The 25,696-nt window shown below is 56.2% G+C and carries 23 protein-coding genes; 6 read left to right on the forward strand and 17 right to left on the reverse strand.

Annotated elements, in window-relative coordinates:
* Positions 1-11: 11 nt before the first annotated feature.
* Positions 12-1,448: a HAMP domain-containing sensor histidine kinase gene (locus ABLU87_RS21945; protein ID WP_025106584.1), complete on the reverse strand. Its 1,437-nt coding sequence runs from the start codon at positions 1,446-1,448 to the stop codon at positions 12-14.
* Between the two features lie 562 nt (positions 1,449-2,010).
* Entirely contained in the window at positions 2,011-5,898 is a 3,888-nt protein-coding gene (gene purL / locus ABLU87_RS21950) for a phosphoribosylformylglycinamidine synthase (protein WP_122116711.1), read from the reverse strand.
* A gap of 174 nt (positions 5,899-6,072) precedes the next feature.
* On the opposite strand from purL, the gene mltF reads away from it, so the two are divergent.
* Positions 6,073-7,689, forward strand: coding sequence for a membrane-bound lytic murein transglycosylase MltF (gene mltF, locus ABLU87_RS21955; protein ID WP_014839219.1), 1,617 nt, complete (start codon positions 6,073-6,075; stop codon positions 7,687-7,689).
* On the opposite strand, the gene tadA is transcribed toward mltF, so the two are convergent.
* Positions 7,686-8,192, reverse strand: a complete 507-nt coding sequence (tadA, locus tag ABLU87_RS21960; protein WP_014230397.1) for a tRNA adenosine(34) deaminase TadA — start codon at positions 8,190-8,192, stop codon at positions 7,686-7,688. The two genes, mltF and tadA, sit on opposite strands and share 4 nt — an antisense overlap.
* 58 nt (positions 8,193-8,250) lie before the next feature.
* A complete protein-coding gene (gene yfhb / locus ABLU87_RS21965; protein ID WP_004853258.1) occupies positions 8,251-8,886 on the reverse strand; it encodes a phosphatidylglycerophosphatase C in 636 nt (211 codons plus the stop codon).
* A gap of 209 nt (positions 8,887-9,095) precedes the next feature.
* Between yfhb and ABLU87_RS21970 the strand changes: the two genes are divergently transcribed.
* Positions 9,096-9,944, forward strand: coding sequence for a MurR/RpiR family transcriptional regulator (locus ABLU87_RS21970; RefSeq protein ID WP_014230398.1), 849 nt, complete (start codon positions 9,096-9,098; stop codon positions 9,942-9,944).
* Between the two features lie 166 nt (positions 9,945-10,110).
* The gene (locus ABLU87_RS21975; RefSeq protein WP_004114478.1) at positions 10,111-10,371 is read left to right on the forward strand and encodes a YfhL family 4Fe-4S dicluster ferredoxin; all 261 of its coding nucleotides are present in this window, start codon (positions 10,111-10,113) and stop codon (positions 10,369-10,371) included.
* A 46-nt stretch (positions 10,372-10,417) separates the two neighbouring features.
* On the opposite strand, the gene acpS is transcribed toward ABLU87_RS21975, so the two are convergent.
* From acpS to rpoE, 11 genes are all read right to left on the reverse strand, one after another.
* The gene (gene acpS, locus ABLU87_RS21980) at positions 10,418-10,798 is read right to left on the reverse strand and encodes a holo-ACP synthase (RefSeq protein ID WP_014230399.1); all 381 of its coding nucleotides are present in this window, start codon (positions 10,796-10,798) and stop codon (positions 10,418-10,420) included.
* Positions 10,798-11,529: a pyridoxine 5'-phosphate synthase gene (gene pdxJ / locus ABLU87_RS21985; protein WP_116280724.1), complete on the reverse strand. Its 732-nt coding sequence runs from the start codon at positions 11,527-11,529 to the stop codon at positions 10,798-10,800. Before pdxJ ends, acpS begins: the two co-directional genes overlap by 1 nt.
* 11 nt (positions 11,530-11,540) lie before the next feature.
* Positions 11,541-12,278, reverse strand: a complete 738-nt coding sequence (recO, locus tag ABLU87_RS21990) for a DNA repair protein RecO (protein ID WP_004853269.1) — start codon at positions 12,276-12,278, stop codon at positions 11,541-11,543.
* A 198-nt stretch (positions 12,279-12,476) separates the two neighbouring features.
* The gene (era, locus tag ABLU87_RS21995) at positions 12,477-13,382 is read right to left on the reverse strand and encodes a GTPase Era (RefSeq protein ID WP_004104571.1); all 906 of its coding nucleotides are present in this window, start codon (positions 13,380-13,382) and stop codon (positions 12,477-12,479) included.
* The gene (rnc, locus tag ABLU87_RS22000; RefSeq protein WP_004104573.1) at positions 13,379-14,059 is read right to left on the reverse strand and encodes a ribonuclease III; all 681 of its coding nucleotides are present in this window, start codon (positions 14,057-14,059) and stop codon (positions 13,379-13,381) included. The genes era and rnc overlap by 4 nt, the downstream gene beginning before the upstream one ends.
* A gap of 226 nt (positions 14,060-14,285) precedes the next feature.
* The gene (lepB, locus tag ABLU87_RS22005; protein ID WP_049083409.1) at positions 14,286-15,260 is read right to left on the reverse strand and encodes a signal peptidase I; all 975 of its coding nucleotides are present in this window, start codon (positions 15,258-15,260) and stop codon (positions 14,286-14,288) included.
* Between the two features lie 15 nt (positions 15,261-15,275).
* The gene (gene lepA, locus ABLU87_RS22010) at positions 15,276-17,075 is read right to left on the reverse strand and encodes a translation elongation factor 4 (protein ID WP_004853275.1); all 1,800 of its coding nucleotides are present in this window, start codon (positions 17,073-17,075) and stop codon (positions 15,276-15,278) included.
* 185 nt (positions 17,076-17,260) lie between these two features.
* Entirely contained in the window at positions 17,261-17,740 is a 480-nt protein-coding gene (gene rseC, locus ABLU87_RS22015; protein WP_014230402.1) for a SoxR-reducing system protein RseC, read from the reverse strand.
* Positions 17,737-18,693, reverse strand: coding sequence for a sigma-E factor regulatory protein RseB (rseB, locus tag ABLU87_RS22020; RefSeq protein ID WP_004853278.1), 957 nt, complete (start codon positions 18,691-18,693; stop codon positions 17,737-17,739). The genes rseC and rseB overlap by 4 nt, the downstream gene beginning before the upstream one ends.
* Entirely contained in the window at positions 18,693-19,343 is a 651-nt protein-coding gene (rseA, locus tag ABLU87_RS22025; RefSeq protein WP_004853279.1) for an anti-sigma-E factor RseA, read from the reverse strand. The genes rseB and rseA overlap by 1 nt, the downstream gene beginning before the upstream one ends.
* A 32-nt stretch (positions 19,344-19,375) precedes the next feature.
* Positions 19,376-19,951, reverse strand: a complete 576-nt coding sequence (gene rpoE / locus ABLU87_RS22030; protein WP_004104583.1) for an RNA polymerase sigma factor RpoE — start codon at positions 19,949-19,951, stop codon at positions 19,376-19,378.
* Positions 19,952-20,375: 424 nt separating this feature from the next.
* On the opposite strand from rpoE, the gene nadB reads away from it, so the two are divergent.
* Positions 20,376-21,995, forward strand: a complete 1,620-nt coding sequence (nadB, locus tag ABLU87_RS22035) for an L-aspartate oxidase (protein ID WP_049082391.1) — start codon at positions 20,376-20,378, stop codon at positions 21,993-21,995.
* Here nadB and ABLU87_RS22040 read toward each other — a convergent pair.
* A complete protein-coding gene (locus ABLU87_RS22040; RefSeq protein ID WP_032750910.1) occupies positions 21,980-22,720 on the reverse strand; it encodes a tRNA1(Val) (adenine(37)-N6)-methyltransferase in 741 nt (246 codons plus the stop codon). The genes nadB and ABLU87_RS22040 overlap by 16 nt on opposite strands.
* Before the next feature lie 132 nt (positions 22,721-22,852).
* Between ABLU87_RS22040 and srmB the strand changes: the two genes are divergently transcribed.
* The gene (srmB, locus tag ABLU87_RS22045) at positions 22,853-24,184 is read left to right on the forward strand and encodes an ATP-dependent RNA helicase SrmB (RefSeq protein WP_004853282.1); all 1,332 of its coding nucleotides are present in this window, start codon (positions 22,853-22,855) and stop codon (positions 24,182-24,184) included.
* A gap of 45 nt (positions 24,185-24,229) precedes the next feature.
* On the opposite strand, the gene grcA is transcribed toward srmB, so the two are convergent.
* Positions 24,230-24,613 carry an autonomous glycyl radical cofactor GrcA gene (gene grcA, locus ABLU87_RS22050; RefSeq protein ID WP_004104596.1) on the reverse strand — a complete coding sequence of 128 codons (384 nt, stop codon included), beginning with the start codon at positions 24,611-24,613 and terminating at the stop codon, positions 24,230-24,232.
* Between the two features lie 311 nt (positions 24,614-24,924).
* Between grcA and ung the strand changes: the two genes are divergently transcribed.
* Positions 24,925-25,614 carry a uracil-DNA glycosylase gene (ung, locus tag ABLU87_RS22055; protein WP_014230405.1) on the forward strand — a complete coding sequence of 230 codons (690 nt, stop codon included), beginning with the start codon at positions 24,925-24,927 and terminating at the stop codon, positions 25,612-25,614.
* The last annotated feature ends 82 nt before the right edge of the window (positions 25,615-25,696 follow it).

A 25,696-nucleotide genomic window follows, 5' to 3' on the forward strand; every position in this document is an offset into this window, starting at 1 on the left:
TCACCCGATAGTTATACGTTATTTTGTCCAGACTCGGCGACGGGGAGCGTGATACGAAAACAGATTAGCCCTGATTTATCATCAACCAGGCTCAGCTCGCCCTGCATTTGCCGTACGCAGTCGCGGGCAATGCTCAGCCCCAGACCGCTGCCTTTTACCGCCCCTTTACGCTGGTGGCTTCCCTGATAAAAAGGCTCAAAAATCATGTTTCTCTCTGCGGGCGGGATCGGCTCGCCGTCGTTAATGACGTCAATGCGCACCTGCTCGCCGTGCCGATAGCTATGAATGCGAATGTTACCGGATTCAGCACCATAGTGCACCGCATTGGAGTAGAGATTATCCAGGACGCTCACCAGCAGAGCGGGCTCCGCTTCGCATAAACGCTCGCTGAGCAACAGTTCGGTATGCATCATTTTAGCTCTTGCCGGCAGGCTATGGGCAGAAACCACATTTTCCACCAGTTCGGCCAGGTTTACCGTCTCGCGCGCAATCGGGCCATCGGCCTGTTTACGGTTGTAATCCAGCAGCTGCTCGATCAGCTTTTGCAGGTTGCGGCTGCTGTTATCGAGAATTTCAACGATCTCCTGCTGCTCGGGCGTCAGCGGCCCGGCCACCCGGTCGGCAAGCAGCTCCGTCCCTTCGCGCATGCTGGCCAGCGGCGTTTTCAGCTCATGAGAAAGATGGCGCAGAAACTGATGCCGCTGGGATTCCAGCCAGGCAAGGCGTTCGCTCAGCCAGATAATGCGTTTACCAACGGAGCGCAGCTCGCGCGGACCGGTAAACAGCGCGGCGTCGTCCAGCGACTTCCCCTCCCCCAGTCGGTTGATCATTCTCTCAATGCCCTTCACCGGGCCGATAATCATGCGGGTGAACAGCAGCACCAGCGCCAGGCTGAGCAGGAACAGCACCAGCGCCTGCCAGCCGAAGAACTGCCCGCGCTCGGCGATTTCCTGCTGCAGCTGCTGCCCGCGCGAATAGACCACCGTTCGGGTTGCCTGCACCATGTCGCTATTGGCCGAGGCAAACGCTTCCAGGCTGGCGGCTGACTTCGCCGCCGGACCGCTATTTTTACACTGTAGCTCGGCCAGATCGTCGAGATCCTGACGCAGCGCCTGCCAGATTTTCTCATCGGGCAGGACGCCCGCGTGAGCATCAAGCATTTCGCTGTAGCGTTGGCGCTGATTCTGGTAGACCCGCGCCAGCGTCGGATCGTCCAGCACGCAGTACTGACGGTAGCTACGTTCCATCTCCAGCGATGCGTTAATCATCGCTTCGCTGCGGCGGGCGTCGATAAGGGTAGTACGGTTGATATGCGCCGCCTGCGCGCTCAGCGCGTTGAGGCTTTGCCACGCCTGCCATGCCAGCACCAGCAGCGGCAGCAGGATCAGCACGAAGGATAGCGTGACCAGCTGGCGCAGCGAACGGGGGAAAAGGGAGAGTCGCTTCACGGATAGGGTCTCAATCATTAGCTCATGACGATGCTAACCGAGGACGCAATAAACATCTACGCCGGAAATAATAAAGCCAGGCTACAGGAGCCTGGCTTTATTAAGAAATGAGGCGGTGCCTTACTCGACGTTTCGCCCGATGACTGATAAAGCAGAGCTGTTATCAGGAGTTGGACGGCAGGCACCTGTTTGTGCGTCATTCGAAGTTTATGTAGCGCGTCCCGAAGGGGCTGACATAAGAAGGTGAATGAGCCACTGGTTATAATTATGCACGAACTATGCCACATCTCAAAACATTTTATTAACACAATGAAATATAATACCTTTTTACTATTCATGGACATGAATGATGATGGTCGGTTTATGCGCAAAGTGTCGCTGATTAGCAACACCGGATGAATGGTTTAGCAATGCTATTATAAATCAATATGTTAAGTGTCACCTTTTGACGACACTGCTATAGCGCGTTTGTCGGCGATCCCCGACACCTGCTGTCGATACGCCTCACCAATAAAAAAGCCCCCTGCGCGGGCAGGAGGCTTAATGCGATTTGTGAGCGGTTTTAGCCCAGCTGTTTACGCGCGTTGCGGAAAATACGCATCCACGGGCTGTCTTCGCCCCAGTTTTCCGGATGCCAGGAGTTCGACACGGTGCGGAACACGCGTTCCGGGTGCGGCATCATGATGGTCGCGCGCCCGCTTTCGCTGGTCACCGCGGTGATACCGTTCGGCGAACCGTTCGGGTTAGCCGGATAGTTTTCCGTCACCTTACCGACGTTGTCGACAAAGCGCAGCGCCACCAGGCCTTTGCTTTCCAGCTGCGCCAGATGCGCGCCATCGCGGACTTCCACCTGTCCTTCACCGTGAGATACGGCAATCGGCATCATTGACCCCACCATCCCCTGCAGCAGCAGCGACGGGCTCTGGGTCACTTCAACCAGGCTGAAGCGCGCTTCAAAGCGGTCCGACTGGTTACGCACAAAGCGCGGCCACAGCTCGCTGCCCGGGATCAGCTCGCGCAGGTTAGACATCATCTGGCAGCCGTTGCATACGCCCAGCGCCAGGGTTTGCGGACGATGGAAGAAGGTGGCAAATTCGTCGCGAACCCGCTCATTGAACAGGATCGATTTCGCCCAGCCCTCACCCGCGCCTAAAACGTCACCGTAGGAGAAGCCGCCGCAGGCCACCAGCGCCTGGAAGTCAGCAAGACCGGTACGCCCCGCCAGCAGGTCGCTCATGTGCACGTCGATGGCATCAAAGCCCGCGCGATGAAACGCCGCGGCCATTTCGACATGGGAGTTCACGCCCTGCTCGCGCAGCACCGCAACCTTCGGACGCGCGCCGGTGGCAATATAAGGCGCAGCGATATCCTCATTGATATCGAAGGAGAGCTTCACGTTAAGGCCCGGATCGGCATCGTTGGCTTTCGCCTCGTGCTCCTGGTCGGCGCACTCCGGGTTATCGCGCAGACGCTGCATTTGCCAGGTGGTTTCTGCCCACCACATGCGCAGCGTTGTGCGGCTTTCGCTGAATACCGGATGACCGTCGGCCTCGATGACAAAGCGATCGCCCGTCGTGGCCTGGCCAAGATAGTGAACGCAATCCGCCAGACCATGAGCGGCCAGCAGCGCTTCCACCGCCTGGCGGTCGGCGGCACGAACCTGAATCACCCCGCCAAGCTCCTCGTTAAACAGCGCGGCCAGACGATCCTCGCCGAGCGCGGCGATATCAACCTTGACGCCGCAGTGGCCGGTAAAGGCCATCTCGGCCAGCGTGACCAGCAGGCCACCGTCAGACCGGTCGTGCCACGCCAGCAGCTTACCTTTGGCCACCAGCGCCTGCATTGCGTCCCAGAAGCCTTTCAGCTGCGCGACATCGCGCACGTCGGCGGTCACATCGCCAAGCTGACGATAAACCTGCGCCAGCGCGGTCGCGCCCAGCGCATTGTTCCCCTTGCCTAAATCAATCAGCAGCAGGGCGTTGTCTTCGGTCGCGAGCTGTGGGGTGACGGTACGGCGTACGTCTTCCACGCGGGCAAAGGCGGAAATCACCAGCGACAGCGGAGAGGTCATCTCGCGCTGTTCAGCGCCTTCCTGCCAGCGGGTTTTCATCGACATGGAGTCTTTACCCACCGGAATGGTCAGTCCCAGGGCCGGACAGAGCTCTTCGCCAACCGCTTTTACCGCTTCATATAAACCGGCGTCTTCGCCCGGGTGACCGGCTGCGGCCATCCAGTTTGCCGACAGCTTCACGCGATTGAGCGCGCCAATCTGCGTCGCCGCGATGTTGGTCAGCGCCTCGCCGACCGCCAGACGGGCGGAAGCGGCAAAGTCCAGCAGCGCCACCGGCGCGCGCTCGCCAATAGACATGGCTTCGCCATAGTAGCTGTCGAGACTGGCGGTGGTCACCGCGCAGTTAGCCACCGGGATCTGCCACGGACCCACCATCTGATCGCGCGCCACCATACCGGTGACGGTACGGTCGCCGATGGTGACGAGGAAGGTTTTCTCCGCCACGGTTGGCAGGTGCAGCACGCGATTCACCGCATCGGCAATAGTGATTCCCTGGCGTTCCAGACTCTGGCCCTGGGCTTTGAGCGTCTGCACGTCGCGGGTCATTTTCGGCGTTTTGCCCAGCAGCACGTCAAGCGGCAGGTCGATCGGGCGATCGTCAAAATGAGTATCGTCGAGGCTCAGATGCAGCGCTTCGGTCGCTTCGCCAATCACCGCATACGGCGCGCGTTCGCGGCGGCACAGCTCATCAAACAGCGGCAGCTGCTCCGGCGCGACCGCCAGCACATAACGTTCCTGCGATTCGTTACACCAGATCTCCAGCGGGCTCATGCCCGGCTCATCGCTGAGGATATCGCGCAGCTGGAATTTACCGCCGCGTCCGCCGTCGCTGACCAGTTCAGGCATCGCGTTCGACAGACCGCCGGCGCCGACGTCGTGGATAAACAGAATCGGGTTAGCGTCGCCCAGCTGCCAGCAGCGGTCGATAACTTCCTGGCAACGACGTTCCATTTCCGGGTTGTCGCGCTGTACGGAGGCGAAATCGAGATCGGCATCGGACTGGCCGGAAGCCATTGAAGAGGCCGCGCCGCCGCCAAGACCGATGTTCATCGCCGGACCGCCGAGAACAATCAGCTTCGCGCCGACGACGATCTCGCCCTTCTGCACGTGTTCGCCGCGAATGTTGCCGATACCGCCCGCCAGCATAATGGGCTTGTGATAGCCGCGCAGCTCTTCGCCGTTGTGGCTGCTCACTTTCTCTTCATAGGTACGGAAGTAACCGTTGAGCGCCGGACGACCAAATTCGTTGTTAAACGCCGCGCCGCCCAGCGGGCCTTCGGTCATGATATCCAGCGCGGTGACGATACGCTCCGGCTTACCGAAATCCTCTTCCCACGGCTGCTCAAACCCCGGAATACGCAGGTTGGAAACCGAGAAGCCCACCAGACCCGCTTTCGGCTTCGCGCCGCGCCCGGTGGCGCCTTCATCGCGAATTTCGCCGCCGGAACCGGTCGCCGCGCCCGGCCACGGAGAGATCGCCGTCGGGTGGTTATGGGTTTCGACCTTCATCAGAATATGCGCGTCTTCCTGGTGGAAGTCGTAGCGGCCGGTTTCGTGGTCGGCGAAGTAGCGCCCCACGGCTGAACCTTCCATTACCGCGGCGTTGTCTTTATAAGCAGACAGCACGTAGTCCGGGGTTTTCTCGAAGGTGTTTTTGATCATTTTGAACAGCGACTTCGGCTGCTTTTCGCCATCAATGACCCAGTCGGCGTTAAAAATCTTGTGTCGGCAGTGCTCGGAGTTAGCCTGCGCGAACATATAGAGTTCGATATCGTTCGGGTTGCGACCCAGCTTCTGGAAAGCATCCTGCAGATAGTCGATTTCATCATCCGCCAGCGCCAGCCCCAGACGGAGGTTGGCGTCAATCAGCGCCTGACGGCCCAGGCCCAGCAGATCAACGCTGGTGACCGGGGTTGGCTGATGGTGGGCGAAGAGTTTTTCACCCTCTTCCAGCGCGCCAAAGACGCTTTCCATCATGCGGTCATGCAGTTCGGCCGCCACCTGCGACCACTGTTCGTCATTCAGGCTGCTCGCTTCGACGTAATACGCCACGCCGCGCTCCAGGCGCAAAACCTGTGACAGGCCGCAGTTATGGGCGATGTCGGTAGCTTTAGAAGACCAGGGAGAGATGGTGCCGGGACGGGGGGTAACGAGCAGTAGCTTGCCGGTCGGGGTATGGCTGCTTAAGTTCGGGCCATACTTGAGCAATCTTGCCAGGCTCTCGCGATCGTCGCCGCTGAGCGGGGCGCTGAGGTCGGCAAAATGAACGTACTCGGCATAAAGGGTGCTGACCGGAAGGTTGGCCGCCTGGAAACGTGCCAGCAGTTTATTGATACGGAATGCCGACAGTGCAGGTGAACCACGCAAAATTTCCATCATAAGTCTCTCGTCTTCGAAGCTTTCATGGTGAGCCAGGGGGGAAACGGGCGCCATTATAGTGAATCCTGCGCCCCGACGAAACCGTTTGCGTAGAAATAAAATGATTGCCGGGGTTTATCAATTAATGTGACTCATCTCGCGAATAAGTTGCCAACTGGCGCATTCTTAAGCAAAATGCCGCTCATTCCAGGACAACCTTTTACTTTTTCTGGTCATAATCTGCTGAGGAACGCGAAGCTGCAGAAGATTAACTATCTGAAAAAACTAAAGATTAATTATCTGCTCATCGGCATTGTGACCCTCCTGCTGGCGGCTGCCCTGTGGCCGTCTCTCCCGTGGATGGGAAAACCAGAAAACCGCGTGGCGGGGATCATGGCGCGCGGAGAACTGCGAATCAGCACCATTAATTCGCCGATGACCTTCGCGACCATCAATGACAAGACCTACGGTTTTGATTATGAGCTGGCGCAGCAGTTTGCCGACTACCTCGGCGTCGAGCTCAAAGTCACCGTCAGGCAGAATATCAGCCAGCTATTCGACGACCTCGATGAAGGCAAAGCCGACATGCTGGCAGCCGGGCTGGTCTACAACTCCGAGCGGGTGAAAAACTATCAGGTCGGGCCGACCTACTATTCCGTTTCGCAACAGCTGGTGTATCGCAAAGGCAACCTGCGTCCGCGCACCCTGGCAAACATCACCGCCGCGCAGCTGGCCATCGCTCCCGGGCACGTGGCGATTAACGATCTCCAGGCATTGAAAAAGCAAAAATATCCCGACCTTGAGTGGCACGTGGACGATAAGCGCGGCACGACGGCGCTGATGCAGGCGGTTATCGATGGCAAACTCGACTATACCGTCGCTGATTCGGTCGCCGTCAGTCTGTTCCAGCGCGTCCACCCGGAGCTGGCCGTCGCCCTCGATATCAGCGACGAACAGCCGGTCACCTGGTTTAGCGAAAAAGGTGAGGATAATTCCCTGCCGGCGGCAATGCTCGATTTCTTCAATAACATTAACGAAGATGGCACCCTGGCGAGGCTGGAGGAGAAATACCTCGGCCACGGCAACGATTTTGACTACGTTGACACCCGCACCTTCCTGCGCGCCGTGGAGAGCGTTCTACCTGACCTGCAGCCGATGTTTGAAAAATACGCCCGACAGATAGACTGGCGGCTGCTGGCGGCTATCTCATGGCAGGAATCGCACTGGGATCCGCAGGCTACCTCTCCGACGGGCGTTCGCGGGATAATGATGTTGACCCGCAATACGGCGCAAAGCCTGGGCCTGACCGATCGCACCGACGCCGAGCAAAGCCTCGACGGCGGCATGCGTTATTTACAGGACATGATGAATAAAGTGCCGGAGTCGGTCCCACAGGACGAACGCATCTGGTTTGCGCTGGCGGCTTATAATATGGGCTACGCGCACATGCTTGACGCGATGGCGCTGACCAAAAAGCAGAAAGGCAACCCGAATAGCTGGGCCGATGTGAAGCAGCGTCTGCCGCTGCTAAGCCAGAAAAACTACTACAGCCGACTGAAGTACGGCTTTGCACGCGGGCACGAAGCCTACGCCTACGTCGAAAATATCCGCAAATATCATATTAGCCTCGTGGGCTATCTCTCTGAAAAAGAGAAAAAAGACGCGCAGATGGCGGCCTTAGGCGAACACTATCCGGCGGTCATGCCGGATGAGCTGGATAAAGAAGAGCAGTACACCAGGTCCTTTTTTAACTTTCGCGCCGAAACGCTGGTCGATAACGCAAAATTAAAAATCCCCGGAATGGGGCATTAATCTTGCGCCTGTTGGCCAGCTCGCTTTAGCGCTTTTTTCTCTTCCCGCCGCCAGCGGAAGAAATCGCTCAGCATGCCGGAACAGGCCTCCGCCATAACACCTTCCGCTATTTCTACCCGATGGTTCATGCCCGGATGATGCAGCACATCAATCAGCGACCCTGCGGCGCCGGTTTTCGCATCCCTGGCGCCAAACACCAGCCGGGAAATACGGCTATGCACCATTGCGCCGGCGCACATCACGCAGGGCTCGAGAGTAACGTACAGCGTTGCGTCAATCAGGCGATAGTTTTGCAACACCAGCCCGCCCTGACGCAGCGCCATAATCTCGGCGTGCGCGGTGGGATCGTGGCGGCCGATGGGCCGGTTCCAGCCCTCGCCGATGACCTGATGATTATGCACCAGCACGGCGCCGACCGGCACCTCGCCCTCTTCCCAGGCGCGTTTGGCCAGCGTCAGGGCGTGACGCATCCAGTATTCATCATTTAATTCATGGTCAGACAAAGCGGGCACTCCTGCAGAAAAGCGGGGCGCATTATACATGGGCGCTATGTATTACACACTATTCTAACTGCTGAAGATCGCCCTGCGGCGTTACCCGCCAGCGGTGCTGGCAAAAAGAGAGCAGCGGGTTGTCCTGCTCGCTGTCGCTGTAGCCGCTATACAAGCGCAGCGGTGCGCCGATCTTTTGTTCCAGCTGCGTCACTTTTTCATTACCGAGACAGCGCAGGGTTAACCCCCAGCCGCCGTAGCGTCGCTCCATTCGGCTGGCGATCAGATTCACCCGCGGCAGCCAGGCGGTATCAAAATAGACCTGTTCAACCAGCGACTGCGGCGAACCGGTGATCAGCCAGACGTCAGCGTCCGTGCTGGTCAGATAATGTTTAAGCCGCGCCTGAACAACCGGGAATGCCGTGACGTGCTGGCGAAACCAGCGAACAAAATTGGCCTCCAGGCGTTTAAGCTGCTGCTCGCTGCGTCCGAAGGTTGATGCCCAGAGCAGCAGGCTCATCGGCCAGCGCGCGGCGCGACCGTATAACATCAGTCCGGCCGCGATAACCGGCAATAAAGGAAGCAGCAGCAGCGCGTTCAGCGGCTGATGGCGCAGGGCATAGCGCAAAAAGCTGCCGAACATATCCTGCTGATGCAAGGTTCCATCCAGATCAAAGAAAACCACTCTCCGCGTGCTGCTATTCAAAACCCACTCCCCTGAACGATCGCATGATAACCAATAGTTTAACAGCCTTACGTCGCCAATAGCGAAAACATACGCTGCTGTTGAATCCGTATTAAGAAAACGTCTTTGCCGAGAAATCTTAGGCACAGAATTTTTAATTCGCGATAATCCTCTTATAATCGAATACAAAATTCTTTCAGCCGAGGGTGAAGCTGTCCTCCGGAGCCGCTATGAACTGTTTGACCCGTATTCGCCAGCGCTATCCGACGTTGGCCGCAAGCGATAAAAAACTGGCCGATTTCATTCTGGCTCAACCGGATCAAACCCGCCACCTCAGCTCGCAGCAGCTGGCGGGCGAAGCCGGCGTCAGCCAGTCAAGCGTAGTGAAATTTGCGCAGAAGATGGGGTTCAAAGGCTTCCCGGCGTTAAAGCTGGCGTTGAGCGAAGCCCTGGCAAGCGCGCCGACTCCGCAATCCGTACCGGTGCATAACCAGATTCGCGGCGACGATCCCCTGCGCCTGGTTGGCGAAAAGCTGATTAAGGATAACGTCGCGGCCATGCACGCCTCGCTGGACGTCAACACCGAAGAGAAGCTGCTGGAAGCCGTCACGCTGTTGCGCCACGCCCGTCGGGTCATCATTACCGGCATCGGCGCGTCGGGCCTGGTGGCGAGAAACTTTAGCTGGAAGCTGATGAAAATCGGCATTAACGCGGTATCAGAACAGGATATGCACGCCCTGCTGGCGACGGTACAGGCGATGTCTCCGGACGATCTGCTGCTGGCCATCTCCTATTCCGGTGAACGACGCGAGATCAATATGGCGGCCGGTGAAGCGCTGCGGGTAGGAAGCCAGATCCTGGCGATCACCGGCTTTAACCCCAACGCGCTTCAGCAGCAGGCGACGCTGTGCCTGTACACCATTGCGGAAGAGCAGGCCACGCGTAGCGCCGCGATCTCCTCCACCAGCGCGCAAATGATGTTGACCGATCTTCTGTTTATGGGGCTGGTGCAGCAGGATCTTGAGCACGCTCCGGAGCGGATTCGCCATAGCGAAGCGCTGGTGAAAAAGCTGGTGTAACCCCGAGTGCCCTGCCCGCTGTCAAAAGCACACACTCTCTTATTGGCTCAGGCCGGGCAAAATTTCTCCGCTGCGGATGGTCGCACCGCGGTTGAAAAGAGCTGGCCCGGGCGAAAAATGGGCGTATAATGCCCGCCCTGTTTGTGTTGTTTCTGAGAATTTCCTGATGGCGCTGTTAATCACCAAAAAATGCATCAACTGCGATATGTGCGAGCCGGAGTGCCCGAATGAGGCGATATCCATGGGTGATAGCATTTATGAAATTAACAGCGATCGCTGCACCGAATGCGTTGGCCACTATGATACGCCGACCTGCCAGAAGGTGTGCCCGATCCCAAATACCATTCTGAAAGATCCGGCCCATAACGAAAATGAAGAGCAGCTGTGGGATAAGTTTGTCCTGCTGCACCACGCGGACAAACTGTGATATTGCCGGATGGCGGCGTTAACCGACCTCTCCGGCCTGTAACACTCTAGCTTTCGATAATCACCGTGGCGCAGGCATAGTGACGCTCGTCGGCCAGCGTCACGTGAATGCTGCTTACGCCCATGCGCTCGGCCAGACTCTTCGCTTCGCCCCACAATCGCAGCTTTGGCTTACCCAGCTCGTCGTTGTAAACCTCAAACTGATTAAACGCCAGCCCATTGCGGATGCCGGTACCAAGCGCCTTGGCCGCCGCTTCTTTAACGGCAAAACGCTTGGCCAGAAAACGGACCGGCTGCTGATGCTGTTCCCATATCGCCCACTCGCTATCGCTCAGGACGCGACGCGCCAGACGATCGCCGCTGCGGGCAATTACCGCTTCAATACGGGCAATTTCTACAATATCAGTACCCAGTCCGAGAATGGCCATCAGGCGCGCGCTTCCTGCATCAAGCGCTTCATGTCCGCCACCGCCTCTTTCAGGCCGCTCATCACCGCACGGCCAATAATCGCGTGGCCGATGTTCAGCTCGTGCATTTCCGGCAGCGCGGCAATGGCCTTCACGTTATGGTAGGTCAAACCGTGACCGGCATTAACCTTCAGCCCCAGGCTGGCGGCATAGGTCGCCGCTTTGGCAATACGCTCCAGCTCTTTTGCCTGCTCAGCGTCAGTTTGCGCATCAGCATAGCATCCGGTGTGAATTTCGATATAAGGCGCGCCAACGTCCGCTGCCGCCTTAATTTGCGCGTTGTCCGCGTCAATAAACAGCGAAACCAGGATACCGGCATCGGCAAGGCGTTTACAGGCGTCGCGCATTTTGTCGAGCTGGCCCGCCACGTCCAGTCCACCTTCGGTGGTCACTTCCTGACGTTTTTCGGGCACCAGGCAGCAAAAATGGGGCTGAGTCTCACAGGCAATCTTCAGCATCTCTTCCGTCACCGCCATCTCAAGGTTCATGCGGGTATCCAGCGTCTGGCGCAAAATACGGACATCGCGATCGGTAATATGGCGACGATCTTCGCGCAGATGGACGGTAATACCGTCAGCGCCGGCCTGCTCGGCGATAAAGGCCGCCTGGACCGGATCCGGATAAGCGGTACCGCGAGCGTTGCGTAATGTCGCAATGTGGTCAATATTGACCCCCAACAGTAATTCAGCCATGACAATCCTCGTTAATCGTTATTTGTTTTATCGGCTCGCGCTGCCCGCGCGGGCAAAAACTGACGAAAAAGCTCGCGACTTTTTAGCGGCTTCCCGCCCAGATAGGGCTTCAGGGCGATACGGGTGAAACGCTTTGCCGCGCGCAGCGCATCGCTGTCCGGAAATTCACGGCTCGCCAGCGCCTTAAGATGGTGCCCGGTAAAGGTGTTGTTATCAATAACCACGCTGGCGATAAAGCCTTTTTCTTCACGGTAGCGATAGGTCATTGCGTCGTCAACCGCTTCTCCGCTGCCGGCGCAGTGCAGGAAATCCACGCCATATCCCAGATGCCCCAGCAGCGCCAGTTCAAAACGCCGTAGCGCCGGTTCCGGCGAGCCGCTTGCGCCAGCCAGAGACTGGATACAGTGCAAATAATCGAAGAAGAGTTCGGAAAAGCGCGTTTCATGCTCAAGCACGCGAGAGAGAAGTTCGTTGACGTAAAGGCCGCTGTAGAGCGTGATGCCGCTGAGAGGGAGCGCCAGCGAGACGGCTTCCGCGCTGCGCAGCGTTTTGACTTCGCCGCGCCCGCCAAAGCGAAGCAGTAAGGGAGTAAAAGGCTGAAGCGCGCCTTTGAGGTTCGAACGTTTGGAACGTGCGCCTTTAGCCACAAGGCGCACGCGGCCGGATTCTTCCGTGAAGACGTCCAGCATCAGGCTGGTTTCGCTCCAGGGACGGCTATGCAGTACGAAAGCGCGTTGCCAGCCTTCCATCATACTCGTCGTCTTTCAAGCCGCAGGTGCGTTGGCTGCGCCCACTCACCCCAGTCACTTACTGAAGTAAGCTCCCGGGGACTCGCGGTCTTGCCGCGTGACTCAGCCTCTGGCCTCGCTCCTTCGCAGCCAGCGCAAGCGCTGTTCAAAACACGTTGTGTTTTGTCCTGCACCTCGAAAGCCATAGAGTATCCAAACTTAGAGATCGTCGCCGTAACCGAGACTGCGCAGCGCGCGTTCGTCATCAGCCCAGCCGGACTTCACTTTCACCCACAGCTCGAGGTGAACCGGCGCTTCAAACATATCCTGCATGTCTTTACGCGCTTCGATACCGATGGTTTTGATTTTGGCCCCTTTGTTGCCAATCACCATCTTCTTCTGCCCTTCACGCTCAACCAGAATCAGACCGTTGATATCGTAGCCGCCGCGCTCGTTGGTTACAAAACGTTCGATTTCCACGGTAACGGAATACGGCAGTTCAGCGCCGAGGAAACGCATCAGCTTTTCACGAATGATCTCGGAAGCCATAAAGCGCTGAGAGCGGTCGGTGATGTAATCTTCCGGGAAGTGATGAATCGCTTCCGGCAGATGCTTACGCACGATACCGGCGATGGTATCAACGTTCAGCCCCGTTTCCGCGGAAATCGGTACGATATCAAGGAAGTTCATCTGGCTGCCAAGGAACTGCAGGTGCGGCAGAAGATCGGCTTTTTCCTGTACGTTATCGACTTTGTTGACCGCCAGAATCACCGGCGCTTTGCCATCGCGCAGCTTGTTGAGCACCATCTCGTCGTCCGGCGTCCAGCGGGTACCTTCAACGACGAAAATAACCAGCTCAACGTCGCCAATGGAGCTGCTTGCCGCTTTGTTCATCAGACGGTTAATCGCGCGTTTTTCTTCCATATGCAGGCCCGGGGTATCGACGTAGATCGCCTGATACGGACCTTCAGTATGAATACCAACGATGCGGTGACGCGTCGTCTGCGCTTTTCGGGAAGTGATCGAGATCTTCTGCCCGAGCAGCTTGTTCAGCAATGTGGATTTGCCCACGTTTGGACGACCAACGATGGCAATAAATCCGCAGTAGTTCTTTTCTTCGCTCATTCCAGCTCCAGCTTTTTCAGCGCCTGTTCGGCGGCAGCCTGCTCCGCCTTGCGACGGCTAGAACCCGTGCCAACCACCGGTTCACTCAGGCCGCTAACCTGGCAGTGGATAGTAAATTCCTGATCGTGCGCTTCACCGCGAACCTGTACCACCAGGTAAGACGGCAGCGGCAGATGGCGCCCCTGCAGATACTCCTGCAAGCGCGTCTTCGGATCTTTTTGCTTGTCGCCCGGGCTGATTTCATCCAGACGACTCTGGTACCAGGAGAGAATAAGGCGCTCAACGTTCTGAATATCGCTGTCGAGGAAAATCCCGCCGATTAACGCTTCAACGGTGTCCGCCAGTATAGATTCACGGCGAAAGCCCCCGCTTTTCAGTTCACCTGGCCCAAGACGCAGACATTCACCTAATTCGAACTCGCGGGCAATTTCTGCCAGCGTGTTGCCTCGTACCAGGGTCGCGCGCATGCGGCTCATATCGCCTTCGTCTACCCGAGGGAAACGATGATAGAGCGCGTTCGCGATCACAAAGCTCAATATTGAGTCGCCTAAAAATTCCAGGCGCTCATTATGTTTGCTGCTGGCACTGCGGTGAGTTAATGCCTGTTGCAACAGCTCCTGATGATGAAAAGTGTAGCCCAGCTTCCGTTGAAGCCGATTAATTACGATGGGGTTCATGCGTTACCAATAGATGAATGCGTCAAAAATGCAGCACACGAAACCGACCTGAGTAAAAACCAACGCGGTTTCGTGTGCTGTGTCAATCTTACGAGAGACAACCTAAAACTTCGGGGGGATATTCTATACGCAACGACAAGGGATGTCGTTAGTTTGAATAGATTTAAATTTTAAATAATTCACGCTGCCGTTATTGCGTCGGCAGCGTGAATAAAGCAGGAAAAATTTACTGGATACTACCGATACGCGATAAACGTACGCCGGTAGGCCATTCGCCTTCCTGTTTTTCGAAACTCATCCAGATTGCGGTTGCTTTACCCACCAGATTCGCTTCCGGCACAAAGCCCCAATAACGGCTATCGGCGCTGTTATCGCGGTTGTCACCCATCATAAAATACTGCCCCGGCGGGACAATCCAGGTCGCCAGCGGCAGACCGGACTGATGGTAATACATCCCCACCTGGTCCTGAGCAATCGGTACGGTCAATATACGGTGGGTCACTTCGCCCAGCGTCTCTTTACGTTCGGTCAGACGGATGCCATCGGCTTTCGTCTCGCCTTTCGGCAGTTGCCAGAAACCGCTGGTCGCTTCGCCGCCGTTGCTGCGGGAGAAGGTCTGTACGAAATCGCTCGGCTCAACGTTGGAGTAAGTGACCGGCAGCGCGTTGCCGCAGGCCTGGCCAGAACTACAGCCCGGCTGGATAGTGACCTGCTTGGCAATCGGATCGTAAGTCACTTTATCACCCGGTAAACCGACCGCACGCTTGATATAATCCAGGCGCGGATCTTGCGGATATTTAAAGACGACAATATCGCCGCGCTTCGGATGTCCGGTTTCGATCAGCGTCTTCTGGTAAATCGGATCTTTAATGCCGTAGGCAAACTTCTCAACCAGAATAAAATCGCCGATCAGCAGCGTCGGCATCATCGAGCCGGAGGGGATCTGGAAGGGCTCATAAATGAATGAGCGAACCACCAGCACAATCGCCAGTACCGGGAAGATTGACGCGCCGGTTTCCAGCCAGCCCGGTTTCGGGCCGACCTTTTTCAGCGTTTTCTTGTCCAACTGGTCGCCGGTCGCTGCCTGCGCAGCGGCCTGACTTTCGCGACGTTTTGGCGCAAAGATAAACTTATCCAGGCACCACAACAGACCCGTCACCACAGTAGCGATGACCAGGATCAGGGCAAACATGTTCGCCATGCCAACTCCTTAGGGTTATTTGCCGTCTTTACCAACGTGCAGAATGGCGAGGAACGCTTCCTGCGGAAGCTCAACGTTACCGACCTGCTTCATGCGTTTCTTACCGTCTTTCTGCTTCTGCAGCAGCTTTTTCTTACGGCTGACGTCGCCGCCATAGCATTTCGCCAGGACGTTTTTACGCAGCTGTTTGACGGTTGAGCGGGCAATAATATGGTTGCCGATGGCAGCCTGGATAGCGATATCGAACTGCTGACGCGGGATCAGCTCTTTCATCTTCTCTACCAGTTCGCGGCCGCGGTACGGCGCATTGTCGTTATGCGTAATCAGCGCCAGCGCATCCACACGCTCGCCGTTAATCAACACATCCACACGCACCATGTTGGAAGCCTGGAAGCGCTTGAAGTTGTAGTCCAGCGACGCATAGCCGCGGGAGGTAGACTTCAGTCGGTCGAAGAAGTCGAGCACCACTTCCGCCATCGGGATTTCATAAGTCAGCGCAACCTGATTGCCGTGATAGACCATGTTGGTCTGTACGCCGCGTTTTTCGATACACAGGGTGATGACGTTGCCCAAAAACTCCTGCGGCAGCAGCATGTGACACTCCGCGATCGGCTCGCGCAGCTCCTGAATATTGTTCAGCGGCGGCAGCTTCGACGGGCTGTCGACGTAGATAACCTCTTTCGAGGTGGTTTCGACTTCATAGACTACCGTCGGCGCCGTGGTGATCAGATCCAGATCGTATTCACGCTCCAGGCGCTCCTGGATGATCTCCATATGCAGAAGTCCCAGGAAGCCGCAGCGGAAACCGAAGCCCAGCGCCGTAGAGCTTTCCGGCTCATAGAACAGAGAGGCATCGTTGAGGCTCAGTTTGCCCAGCGCGTCGCGGAAGTTTTCATAATCATCGGAGCTGACCGGGAACAGGCCGGCATAGACCTGCGGTTTCACCTTTTTAAAGCCGGGCAGCGCTTTATCTGCCGGGTTGCGCGCAAGCGTCAGCGTATCGCCGACCGGCGCGCCGAGGATGTCTTTAATGGCGCAAACCAGCCAGCCTACCTCGCCGCATTTCAGCTCGGTACGGTCCACCTGCTTCGGCGTGAAGATGCCCAGGCGATCGGCGTTATACACCTGCCCGGTACTCATCACCTTAATTTTATCGCCTTTGCGCATGGTGCCGTTTTTGATACGCACCAGAGAAACGACGCCGAGGTAGTTATCAAACCAGGAGTCGATAATCAGAGCCTGCAGCGGCGCTTCCGGATCGCCTTCCGGCGGCGGAATATCGCGCACCAGGCGCTCCAGCACGTCCGGTACGCCAACGCCGGTCTTCGCTGAACAGCGCACCGCATCGGTGGCATCAATACCAACGATGTCTTCAATCTCTTCCGCTACGCGTTCCGGATCGGCTGCGGGCAGGTCGATTTTGTTCAGGACCGGTACGACTTCAAGGTCCATTTCCATCGCCGTATAGCAGTTAGCCAGCGTCTGGGCTTCGACGCCCTGGCCGGCATCAACCACCAGCAAAGCGCCTTCACAGGCGGCAAGCGAACGAGAAACTTCATAAGAGAAGTCGACGTGGCCGGGGGTGTCGATAAAGTTCAGCTGATAGGTTTCGCCATCAGTTGCTTTGTAATCCAGGGTGACGCTCTGCGCCTTGATAGTGATACCGCGCTCACGTTCAAGATCCATGGAGTCCAGAACCTGGGCTGCCATTTCACGATCGGAAAGGCCACCGCAAATCTGGATAATACGGTCAGACAATGTCGACTTACCGTGGTCGATGTGAGCGATGATTGAAAAGTTACGTATATTCTTCATATTTAGAGTTAATTATGCCTTACGCGAATCATGAGGCCGCTGTTCTGTGCCTGACGTTTTTTAATCCGAAAACGCCGCATTCTACACTACATCCACGAAACCAGGAAATGCTCTTACCGCTAGCATAACCGGAGTAAATGATGAGTTCTTGCGGGAGTTGTAAATAAAGATAAGGGCCAGTGAAATCACTGACCCAGCTGGGAGGAAGGCGTCTCGATGCGGACTAAATCTGGCGGTAAACCGACGCTGATAATAACCGGCTGCCACGACTGCCGGGAGGCTAAGCCAGGCGAAAGACCGCGAGCGACCAGAAACCCGCCAACGCCGCCCAAAATTGCCCCGCAAAGCGAGGCAAAGTCGTTGGCAAACAGCACCTGGAATATCGATGCCATCACGAACAAACCGACTAACGGCGCCATATAAACCAATACCGCCGACCCGAGCAGGCTGCTTTCGGCAATGCCCAGTTCGACTTTTTGCCCGGCCGACAGCGGCTGTTCGCAGGGGACGCTAAGGGTATGGCTGGTTTGCGGCCCAAGCTTATTCAGCACCCGGCTTCCGCAACCGGCGCGAGAAGCACAGCTGCTGCAGGAGGCTTTCACATCGCAGTGCACCAGCGCAACGCCATTTTGCCAGGAAACGACCGTCGCCCACTCTTTAATCATTGTACTGCCCTGAATTTAATACTATCGGAAATACGCTTCGCCGTTTGCGGCGGCAGCTCGCCAACGATGGTTATCTCTGCGTTATCACGCACGGTAGTCGCCACGGTACGACGGCCGGTACGCAGCAGCTGATCGCTGCTATTTGCCGTGGCGCGATTGATATTGACAGAGAAACTAAACAGCCCGTCGGAATACAAACGGGACTCTACCGGGCCATCGAAAGTGGGCAGACGACGCTGGCTGCTGGAGACTTCGGCCACGCCCTGCGGCAGCCAGGTTGGCGCCCAGTTAAAGTTGGCCTTATTTCCCCCTTCCGGCACCGACAGCTGCGGAGGCAGGTTGGCCTTAGACAGGGTTTCCATACTGGCGCTAACGTTATCGCCAACGTTGAACGAGACGACGCGGAACTGCTCAAGCGTTTCGCCGTCGCGATCAAGCAGATCAACGCGCAGAGGCAGCTTAGTTTCAGCATCTAACCATGCGATATAGCTATAGCGGGTGCCATCGCGAGCCACGACGCGCACAACATCGCATAAACGATCGGCAATACGCGTCCGCCCCACGGAAATGAAGTCGTAATAGGATGACAGACGTTTAAAGTCGGAGTAGACCAATGAAGGCAGCGAATCAACGATATAGTCGCCGTTCAGGGTGAAAGGATCGAGTCCGGGCTCAAAATAGCTGATTTCCGTTCCGCGCAGCACCACCTCCCGACGCGGCCCGTCAAGCTGGAGCAGCTGTGCCAGGGTGCGATTGTTTAGTTTAGCGTGTCGATAACGCAGCGACTCAACACCCTGCTTGTTGATGCTGACGAAAGAGAGCTCGTAATTAAGGGACTGGCTGGCCAGGTTCATCTGCTGCAACAACGCCCCGGACGATGTATCAGCCGAGGCGTTGACGGAGAAGAACAGGCTGCCTGCCATGAGCGACATGGCACACCAAAGTTGCTTCATTACTGCGATTGTGTTCCTAAAGTTTGATAGCCCGGCACCTGAACAGCGGCTTGCTGAGTCTGGGCCTGGCCAAACTGAAGCTGTTCCGCATGCAGGCGACGCTGCAATTCATAGTCCTGCAGCATAGCATTAATTCTGCGGCGCTGTTCCTGCACCTGAGCCTGCTGACCGCTACCTGCCGAAGCATCCGCCGGCACGCCCAGGCTGACCGGGCTGGCCTTACCCATCATCGGCATGGTGTTAAACACCGGCGCCTCTGGCTGCTGGGATGAATCAGACTGGCCATTATACTGCTGAACGCCGACAATCACAGCAAGGGATACGCACGCGGCAACGCCCATCTGGGTAAGCGAGCTGGCCCACGGGCGTACTTTTTGCCAGAAAGGCATCTGACGCCACTGGTGCGGTGCGGGCTGAGATTCAGGAATTAGAGGAACCGTCTGACGAACGGGCTCGTTTTCAATGGCGGCCATGACGCGAGCTGAGATATCAAAATGGAGCACCTCACTCGTATCGCCTCGCAGCGTATCGCGGATGAGATGGTAGCTCTCCCAGGTTTTTTGCATTTCAGATGAACGCTCCAGCTCGTTGAGCAGTTCGTTATCCAGCGTTTCACCATCCATTAAGGCCGAAAGTTTTTCTTTCTGCATGCCTGATACCCTTTTCCAGTATTCCGCTATCGTCAACGCCTGATTAGCGGTTGAACTTTATTATCAATAGCTTCTCGCGCCCGGAAGATGCGCGAACGCACTGTGCCCACCGGACAATCCATGATGGCGGCTATTTCTTCATAGCTCATGCCATCCAGCTCCCGCAAGGTAATTGCCATGCGTAAATCTTCCGGAAGCGATTCAATGGTACGAAAAACTATTTGTCTCAGCTCTTCTGACAACATTAAGTTCTCAGGGTTCGAAATTTCTTTCAATGCCCCGCCACTTTCGAAGTTTTCAGCATCATTCGCATCAACATCGCTGGATGGCGGACGGCGTCCCTGAGCAACCAGATAATTCTTCGCCGTGTTTACGGCGATGCGATATAACCAGGTGTAAAAAGCGCTATCCCCCCGGAAAGAATCCAGCGCACGCCATGCTTTAACGAACGATTCCTGAACAACGTCAGCGATATCGCCCGGCGGCACGTAGCGGGAGACCAGACTTGCAACCTTATGCTGATAGCGCACCACCAGCAGGTTAAATGCTTTCTGATCTCCTTTCTGGACCCGTTCAACGAGGACCTGATCCGTTAACTGCTCGCTCATCCGAGGTAATGTCTCCCCAAACCCAATTCCCATGCGTATTCAAAAACACCACCCAATTACTGCATCAAGTGAGCAAGCAGAGGGTTGGAGTGTCTGAAAACAATAAAGTTCCGTTACGCCTTTGTTTTTCGTCCGGCACCGGCTGACGGATTGTTATCTCTCATTATATGTCCCGGTTGCTAAACGATATGTAAGATAATAAGAAAAAGCGCAAGACCCGCCAGAAGGGTAACGTAACCCGGCTTTTATTTCACTATAAAATCTGAAGCTCACGAGCCGCTTCGCAAAACCTTTTTTCCATTTACAGCCCGCCTCATTACGCCGCTATGTTTAGTCCTCACAACGCTGAGTAAAAAAAATGTACGATTTCTCGCTGGCTGGTGCTATTGTTCGCTTATTGTGTTTAGTAAATTAAACAAAGGCCATGAAAACAACTTCCGATTCCTCCTGTGATGTGCTGATTATTGGCAGCGGCGCTGCCGGATTATCCCTTGCCTTACGCCTGGCGGAACGCTGCGCGGTCACGGTTCTCAGCAAAGGCCCTATCAGTGAAGGTTCTACTTTCTACGCTCAGGGCGGTATTGCCGCCGTATTTGATGAAACCGATAGCGTTGAATCGCACATCGAGGATACGTTGATAGCCGGAGCGGGTCTTTGCGATCGCCATGCGGTCTCATTCGTGGCGAGCAACGCTAAACCCTGCGTTCAGTGGCTAATCGATCAGGGCGTGCTGTTTGATACTCAGGTTCAGGCGAACGGCGAAGAGAGCTACCATCTGACCCGCGAGGGAGGTCACAGCCACCGCAGAATTCTCCACGCCGCCGATGCGACCGGTAAAGCCGTTGAGACTACCCTGGTGAGCCAGGCGCTGGCCCATCCTAATATCCGCATACTGGAACGCAGTAACGCCGTTGACCTTATTATCTCCGATAAAATCGGCCTGCCCGGCACGCGCCGGGTGGTGGGCGCGTGGATCTGGAATCGTAATAAAGAAGCGGTTGAAACCTGTAGCGCAAAGGCCGTGGTGCTGGCTACCGGCGGCGCGGCTAAAGTTTATCAATATACGACGAATCCTGACGTCTCTTCCGGCGATGGTATCGCGATGGCCTGGCGTGCCGGCTGCCGGGTCGCCAACCTCGAATTTAATCAGTTCCACCCAACCGCGCTGTACCATCCGCAAGCGCGCAACTTCCTGCTGACGGAAGCGCTGCGCGGCGAGGGCGCGCTGTTGAAACGCCCTGACGGCACGCGGTTTATGCCGGACTTTGACGAGCGCGGCGAGCTGGCTCCGCGCGATATCGTCGCCAGAGCCATCGATCATGAGATGAAGCGCCTTGGCGCTGACTGCATGTATCTGGATATCAGCCATAAACCGGCAGAATTTATTCGCCACCACTTCCCGATGATCTACGAGAAGCTGCTGGGGCTGGGCATCGATCTGACAAAAGAAGCGGTGCCCGTGGTTCCTGCCGCGCACTACACCTGCGGCGGCGTCATGGTTGACGATCACGGGCGCACCGACGTCGACGGGCTGTATGCCATCGGTGAAGTAAGCTATACCGGATTACACGGCGCTAACCGGATGGCATCAAACTCATTGCTTGAGTGCCTCGTCTACGGGTGGTCCGCCGCCGAAGATATCGTTAAGCGTCTGCCGTTCGCGCAGGCGGTCAATGAACTGCCATCATGGGACGAAAGCCAGGTTGAAATACCTGATGAACTGGTCGTGATTCAGCACAACTGGCATGAGCTGCGCTTGCTGATGTGGGATTATGTCGGCATCGTGCGCACCACCCGCCGTCTTGAGCGCGCCCTGCGCCGCATTACTATGCTGCAGCAGGAGCTGGACGAATACTACGCCCGCTTCCGCGTCTCCAATAATTTACTGGAGCTGCGAAACCTGGTGCAGGTTGCCGAGCTGATTGTGCGCTGCGCCATGCTGCGTAAAGAGAGCCGCGGGCTTCACTATACGCTGGACTATCCTGACCAGTTGCCGGAGAGCGGGGCGTCGGTGCTCTCGCCGCTGGCTCACATAAAAAGATAAAAGTCCTGGGTCAGAGCGGTAAATCCTTCGGAATACTGCTGCTCTGGCCCACGGATGATCAATCTGTCGCTAAAGCACTCCTCCCCCGCCGTCGGCGAAAAAGCCAACAGAACCCGATGCGGCGGGCGCACTTCCGTTTCCGCCACGTCGGTACGCAGACGCAGATGCCAGCCCATATTCTGCGCCCGCTGCACAAAGGCGTTACCAATGTCGACCGGAAGCACGACGCAGAAAAACCCCTCCTCCGTAATAAGCTCGGCGGCGCAGGTTAATAATGTTGCGTGATCGAGGGAGGAGGTATAGCGAGCCTGCTCGCGCTGCGAGGTGGCGCAAGGTACGCCTTCAGCGAAAAAAGGCGGATTGCTGACAATCAGCTCATAGCGCCGGGTTTGCTGCGGCTGCCATTGCTGAATATCCGCCTGATGAATCTGCAGACGCTCGGCCCAGGGAGAATCCGCGGCGTTTTCTCGCGCTTGTTCTGCCGCCTCTTCATCCAGCTCCACGGCATCCACAATCACCGTCTCGCCGGTTCGCTGCGCGAGCATCAGCGCTAACAGACCGCTGCCCGCGCCGATATCCAGCACGCGCTTAACCTGAGCGATGGGGGCCCATGCGCCGAGTAAAATGCCGTCGGTACCCACTTTCATCGCACAGCGATCGTGGGCGACAAAAAACTGCTTAAACGTAAAACCATTGCGCGGCAGCGCGAACTTCGACTGGGACATCCTCGATAACCTTGCGGGCAAAAAACTCCTGAGCTTAAGGCTATGCACAATACCGGAGAACAGATAGCCTTACAAACAGATGAACATTGCGTCCGTAACGTCTATAATCGGCGGTCCACTCAGAGGTAGATCATGACTGTAACGACTTTTTCCGAACTTGAACTCGACGAAAACCTGCTGGACGCCCTCCAGGATAAAGGTTTCACACGCCCGACAGCCATTCAGGCCGCCGCTATTCCGCCTGCGCTTGATGGCCGTGATATTCTCGGTTCAGCCCCGACCGGCACCGGTAAAACGGCGGCGTATCTCCTGCCAGCGTTGCAGCATCTGCTCGATTTTCCGCGCAAGAAGTCTGGTCCGCCGCGCATTCTTATCCTGACCCCCACGCGCGAACTGGCGATGCAGGTTGCCGACCATGCGCGTGAGCTGGCAAAACATACTCATCTGGATATCGCCACGATCACCGGCGGTGTCGCCTATATGAACCATGCCGAAGTGTTCAGCGAGAACCAGGACATCGTGGTCGCCACGACCGGTCGCCTGCTGCAATATATTAAAGAAGAAAACTTTGATTGCCGCGCCGTTGAAACGCTGATCCTTGATGAAGCGGACCGCATGCTGGACATGGGCTTCGCGCAGGATATCGAACACATTGCCGGTGAAACCCGCTGGCGTAAGCAGACCATGCTGTTCTCCGCCACCCTCGAAGGTGACGCCATTAAAGATTTTGCTGAGCGTCTGCTGGAAGAACCGGTGGAAGTCTCTGCGACTCCCTCCACCCGCGAGCGTAAAAAGATTCACCAGTGGTATTACCGCGCCGATGACGTCAAGCATAAGACCGCTCTGCTGGTCCATCTGCTAAAGCAGCCGGAAGCGACGCGTTCTATCGTCTTCGTCCGTAAGCGCGAGCGCGTGCATGAGCTGGCGGGCTGGCTGCGTGAAGCGGGTATCAACACCTGCTGGCTGGAAGGTGAGATGGTACAGGCAAAACGTAATGAAGCGATTAGCCGCCTGACCGATGGCCGTATTAACGTGTTAATCGCCACCGACGTTGCCGCGCGCGGGATCGACATCGCGGACGTCAGTCACGTTTTCAACTTCGACTTGCCGCGCACGGCCGACATCTATCTGCACCGTATCGGTCGTACCGGACGCGCGGGTAAAAAGGGAACGGCCATCTCTCTGGTCGAAGCCCACGACCATCTGCTGCTGGGTAAAATTGGCCGCTATATTGAAGAGCCGTTAAAAGCCCGCGTCATCGATGAACTGCGCCCGACCACTCGCGCCCCCAGCGAGAAGCAAACCGGTAAACCTTCCAAGAAGGTTTTAGCCAAGCGTGCAGAGAAGAAAGAGAAAGAAAAAGAGAAACCGCGCGTGAAAAAACGCCATCGCGATACCAAAAACATTGGTAAGCGTCGTAAACCAAGCGCAGCGGATGCTCCGCAGAAGTCAAACGAAGAGTAAAAAAAACGCCGGGATATCCCGGCGTTTTCACATTAAAACGGAATCTTACAGGCTTTCAGTAAAAGTACGGGCGATAACGTCGCGCTGCTGTTCCGGAGTCAGAGAGTTAAAGCGTACCGCATAGCCAGACACGCGAATGGTCAGCTGCGGGTATTTTTCCGGATGTTCAACCGCGTCCAGCAGAGTTTCGCGACGCAGCACGTTAACGTTCAGGTGCTGACCGCCTTCAACGCGGACTTCAGGCTTCACGTCTACCGGGATTTCACGGTATTCGATTTCACCCAGATTGCTCACTGCAACCACGTCATCTTCAGCAAAACCGGCTTTCGCGCACAGGCAGCGGGCTTCGCCTTTTTCGCTATCCAGCAGCCAGAAAGAGTTCAGCAGGTCGTCGTTTGCAGCTTTAGTAATTTGGATACCAGTAATCATTTTATGCCTCCCAGGCAGGGTTTGTTCGATTATTGGCCTTCGCGGCCAATTGGTAAAACCATTGTTCTATGAGTGTATATATATCAGCCGTACACCCGGCATTCTTTGATTTAAATCAACAAAAACCACATCATAAAAGTGGTCATAGGCGGATATTATTGTTTTACATCAAGTTACGCCATGCCACCTACCAAATAAATTTGTAAGTTTTCAATTTTTTTTGCATAAAGAGCGTCAATCGCGTGGGGCAAATTTTGTGATGTTGAAAGATGCAGTTAAGCTATGGCAATGACACTTTGCAGGAGAGCAAAATGACCGCCCCATTAACCTGGCATGACGTGCTGGCAGAAGAGAAGCAGCAACCCTATTTTGTTAATACCCTGAAAACCGTTGCTGACGAGCGGCAATCGGGAATCACCATCTATCCCCCGCAAAAAGATGTCTTTAACGCGTTTCGTTATACTGAGCTAAGCGACGTTAAAGTGGTGATTCTCGGCCAGGATCCTTACCATGGACCAGGGCAGGCGCACGGCCTCGCCTTCTCGGTTCTACCGGGCATTCAGATCCCGCCATCGCTGCTGAATATGTACAAGGAACTGGAAGGGACGATACCAGGCTTTCAGCGCCCGACTCACGGTTATCTCGAAAGCTGGGCGCGCCAGGGCGTGTTGCTGCTCAATACCGTATTAACGGTACGTGCCGGACAAGCGCACTCTCACGCCAGCCTCGGTTGGGAAACTTTTACCGATAAAGTCATTTCGCTGATTAACCAGCATCGGGAAGGCGTCGTCTTTCTGCTGTGGGGTTCGCATGCGCAGAAGAAAGGCGCGATAATCGATCGCCAGCGCCACTGCGTGCTCAAAGCGCCGCACCCGTCGCCCCTCTCCGCCCACCGCGGGTTCTTTGGCAGTAATCATTTCGTGCAGGCGAATCAGTGGCTGACCGAACGCGGCGAAGCGCCCATTGACTGGCTGCCCAGGCTACCGGCTGAAAGCGAATAGCTCTGAAAATGAAAATGCCAGCATTACGCTGTAATGCCAGTCAGTTAAGCAACTGACTGGCTTTTTTTCGGGGCTGTGGGGT

The sequence above is a fragment of the Klebsiella sp. CB_Kp196 genome (assembly GCF_040061575.1).
GTDB lineage: Bacteria > Pseudomonadota > Gammaproteobacteria > Enterobacterales > Enterobacteriaceae > Klebsiella > Klebsiella michiganensis.

Coding starts and splice junctions, on each gene's coding strand:
- recO (WP_004853269.1), bottom strand. CDS start 12,278: ATGGAAGGCTGGCAACGCGCTTTCGTACTGCATAGCCGTCCCTGGAGC.
- acpS (WP_014230399.1), bottom strand. CDS start 10,798: ATGGCCATTCTCGGACTGGGTACTGATATTGTAGAAATTGCCCGTATT.
- ABLU87_RS21975 (WP_004114478.1), top strand. CDS start 10,111: ATGGCGCTGTTAATCACCAAAAAATGCATCAACTGCGATATGTGCGAG.
- purL (WP_122116711.1), bottom strand. CDS start 5,898: ATGATGGAAATTTTGCGTGGTTCACCTGCACTGTCGGCATTCCGTATC.
- rseB (WP_004853278.1), bottom strand. CDS start 18,693: ATGAAGCAACTTTGGTGTGCCATGTCGCTCATGGCAGGCAGCCTGTTC.
- rnc (WP_004104573.1), bottom strand. CDS start 14,059: ATGAACCCCATCGTAATTAATCGGCTTCAACGGAAGCTGGGCTACACT.
- rseC (WP_014230402.1), bottom strand. CDS start 17,740: ATGATTAAAGAGTGGGCGACGGTCGTTTCCTGGCAAAATGGCGTTGCG.
- ABLU87_RS21970 (WP_014230398.1), top strand. CDS start 9,096: ATGAACTGTTTGACCCGTATTCGCCAGCGCTATCCGACGTTGGCCGCA.
- ABLU87_RS22040 (WP_032750910.1), bottom strand. CDS start 22,720: ATGTCCCAGTCGAAGTTCGCGCTGCCGCGCAATGGTTTTACGTTTAAG.
- lepA (WP_004853275.1), bottom strand. CDS start 17,075: ATGAAGAATATACGTAACTTTTCAATCATCGCTCACATCGACCACGGT.
- ung (WP_014230405.1), top strand. CDS start 24,925: ATGACCGCCCCATTAACCTGGCATGACGTGCTGGCAGAAGAGAAGCAG.
- pdxJ (WP_116280724.1), bottom strand. CDS start 11,529: ATGGCTGAATTACTGTTGGGGGTCAATATTGACCACATTGCGACATTA.
- era (WP_004104571.1), bottom strand. CDS start 13,382: ATGAGCGAAGAAAAGAACTACTGCGGATTTATTGCCATCGTTGGTCGT.
- rpoE (WP_004104583.1), bottom strand. CDS start 19,951: ATGAGCGAGCAGTTAACGGATCAGGTCCTCGTTGAACGGGTCCAGAAA.
- rseA (WP_004853279.1), bottom strand. CDS start 19,343: ATGCAGAAAGAAAAACTTTCGGCCTTAATGGATGGTGAAACGCTGGAT.
- mltF (WP_014839219.1), top strand. CDS start 6,073: ATGCCGCTCATTCCAGGACAACCTTTTACTTTTTCTGGTCATAATCTG.
- nadB (WP_049082391.1), top strand. CDS start 20,376: ATGAAAACAACTTCCGATTCCTCCTGTGATGTGCTGATTATTGGCAGC.
- grcA (WP_004104596.1), bottom strand. CDS start 24,613: ATGATTACTGGTATCCAAATTACTAAAGCTGCAAACGACGACCTGCTG.
- srmB (WP_004853282.1), top strand. CDS start 22,853: ATGACTGTAACGACTTTTTCCGAACTTGAACTCGACGAAAACCTGCTG.
- lepB (WP_049083409.1), bottom strand. CDS start 15,260: ATGGCGAACATGTTTGCCCTGATCCTGGTCATCGCTACTGTGGTGACG.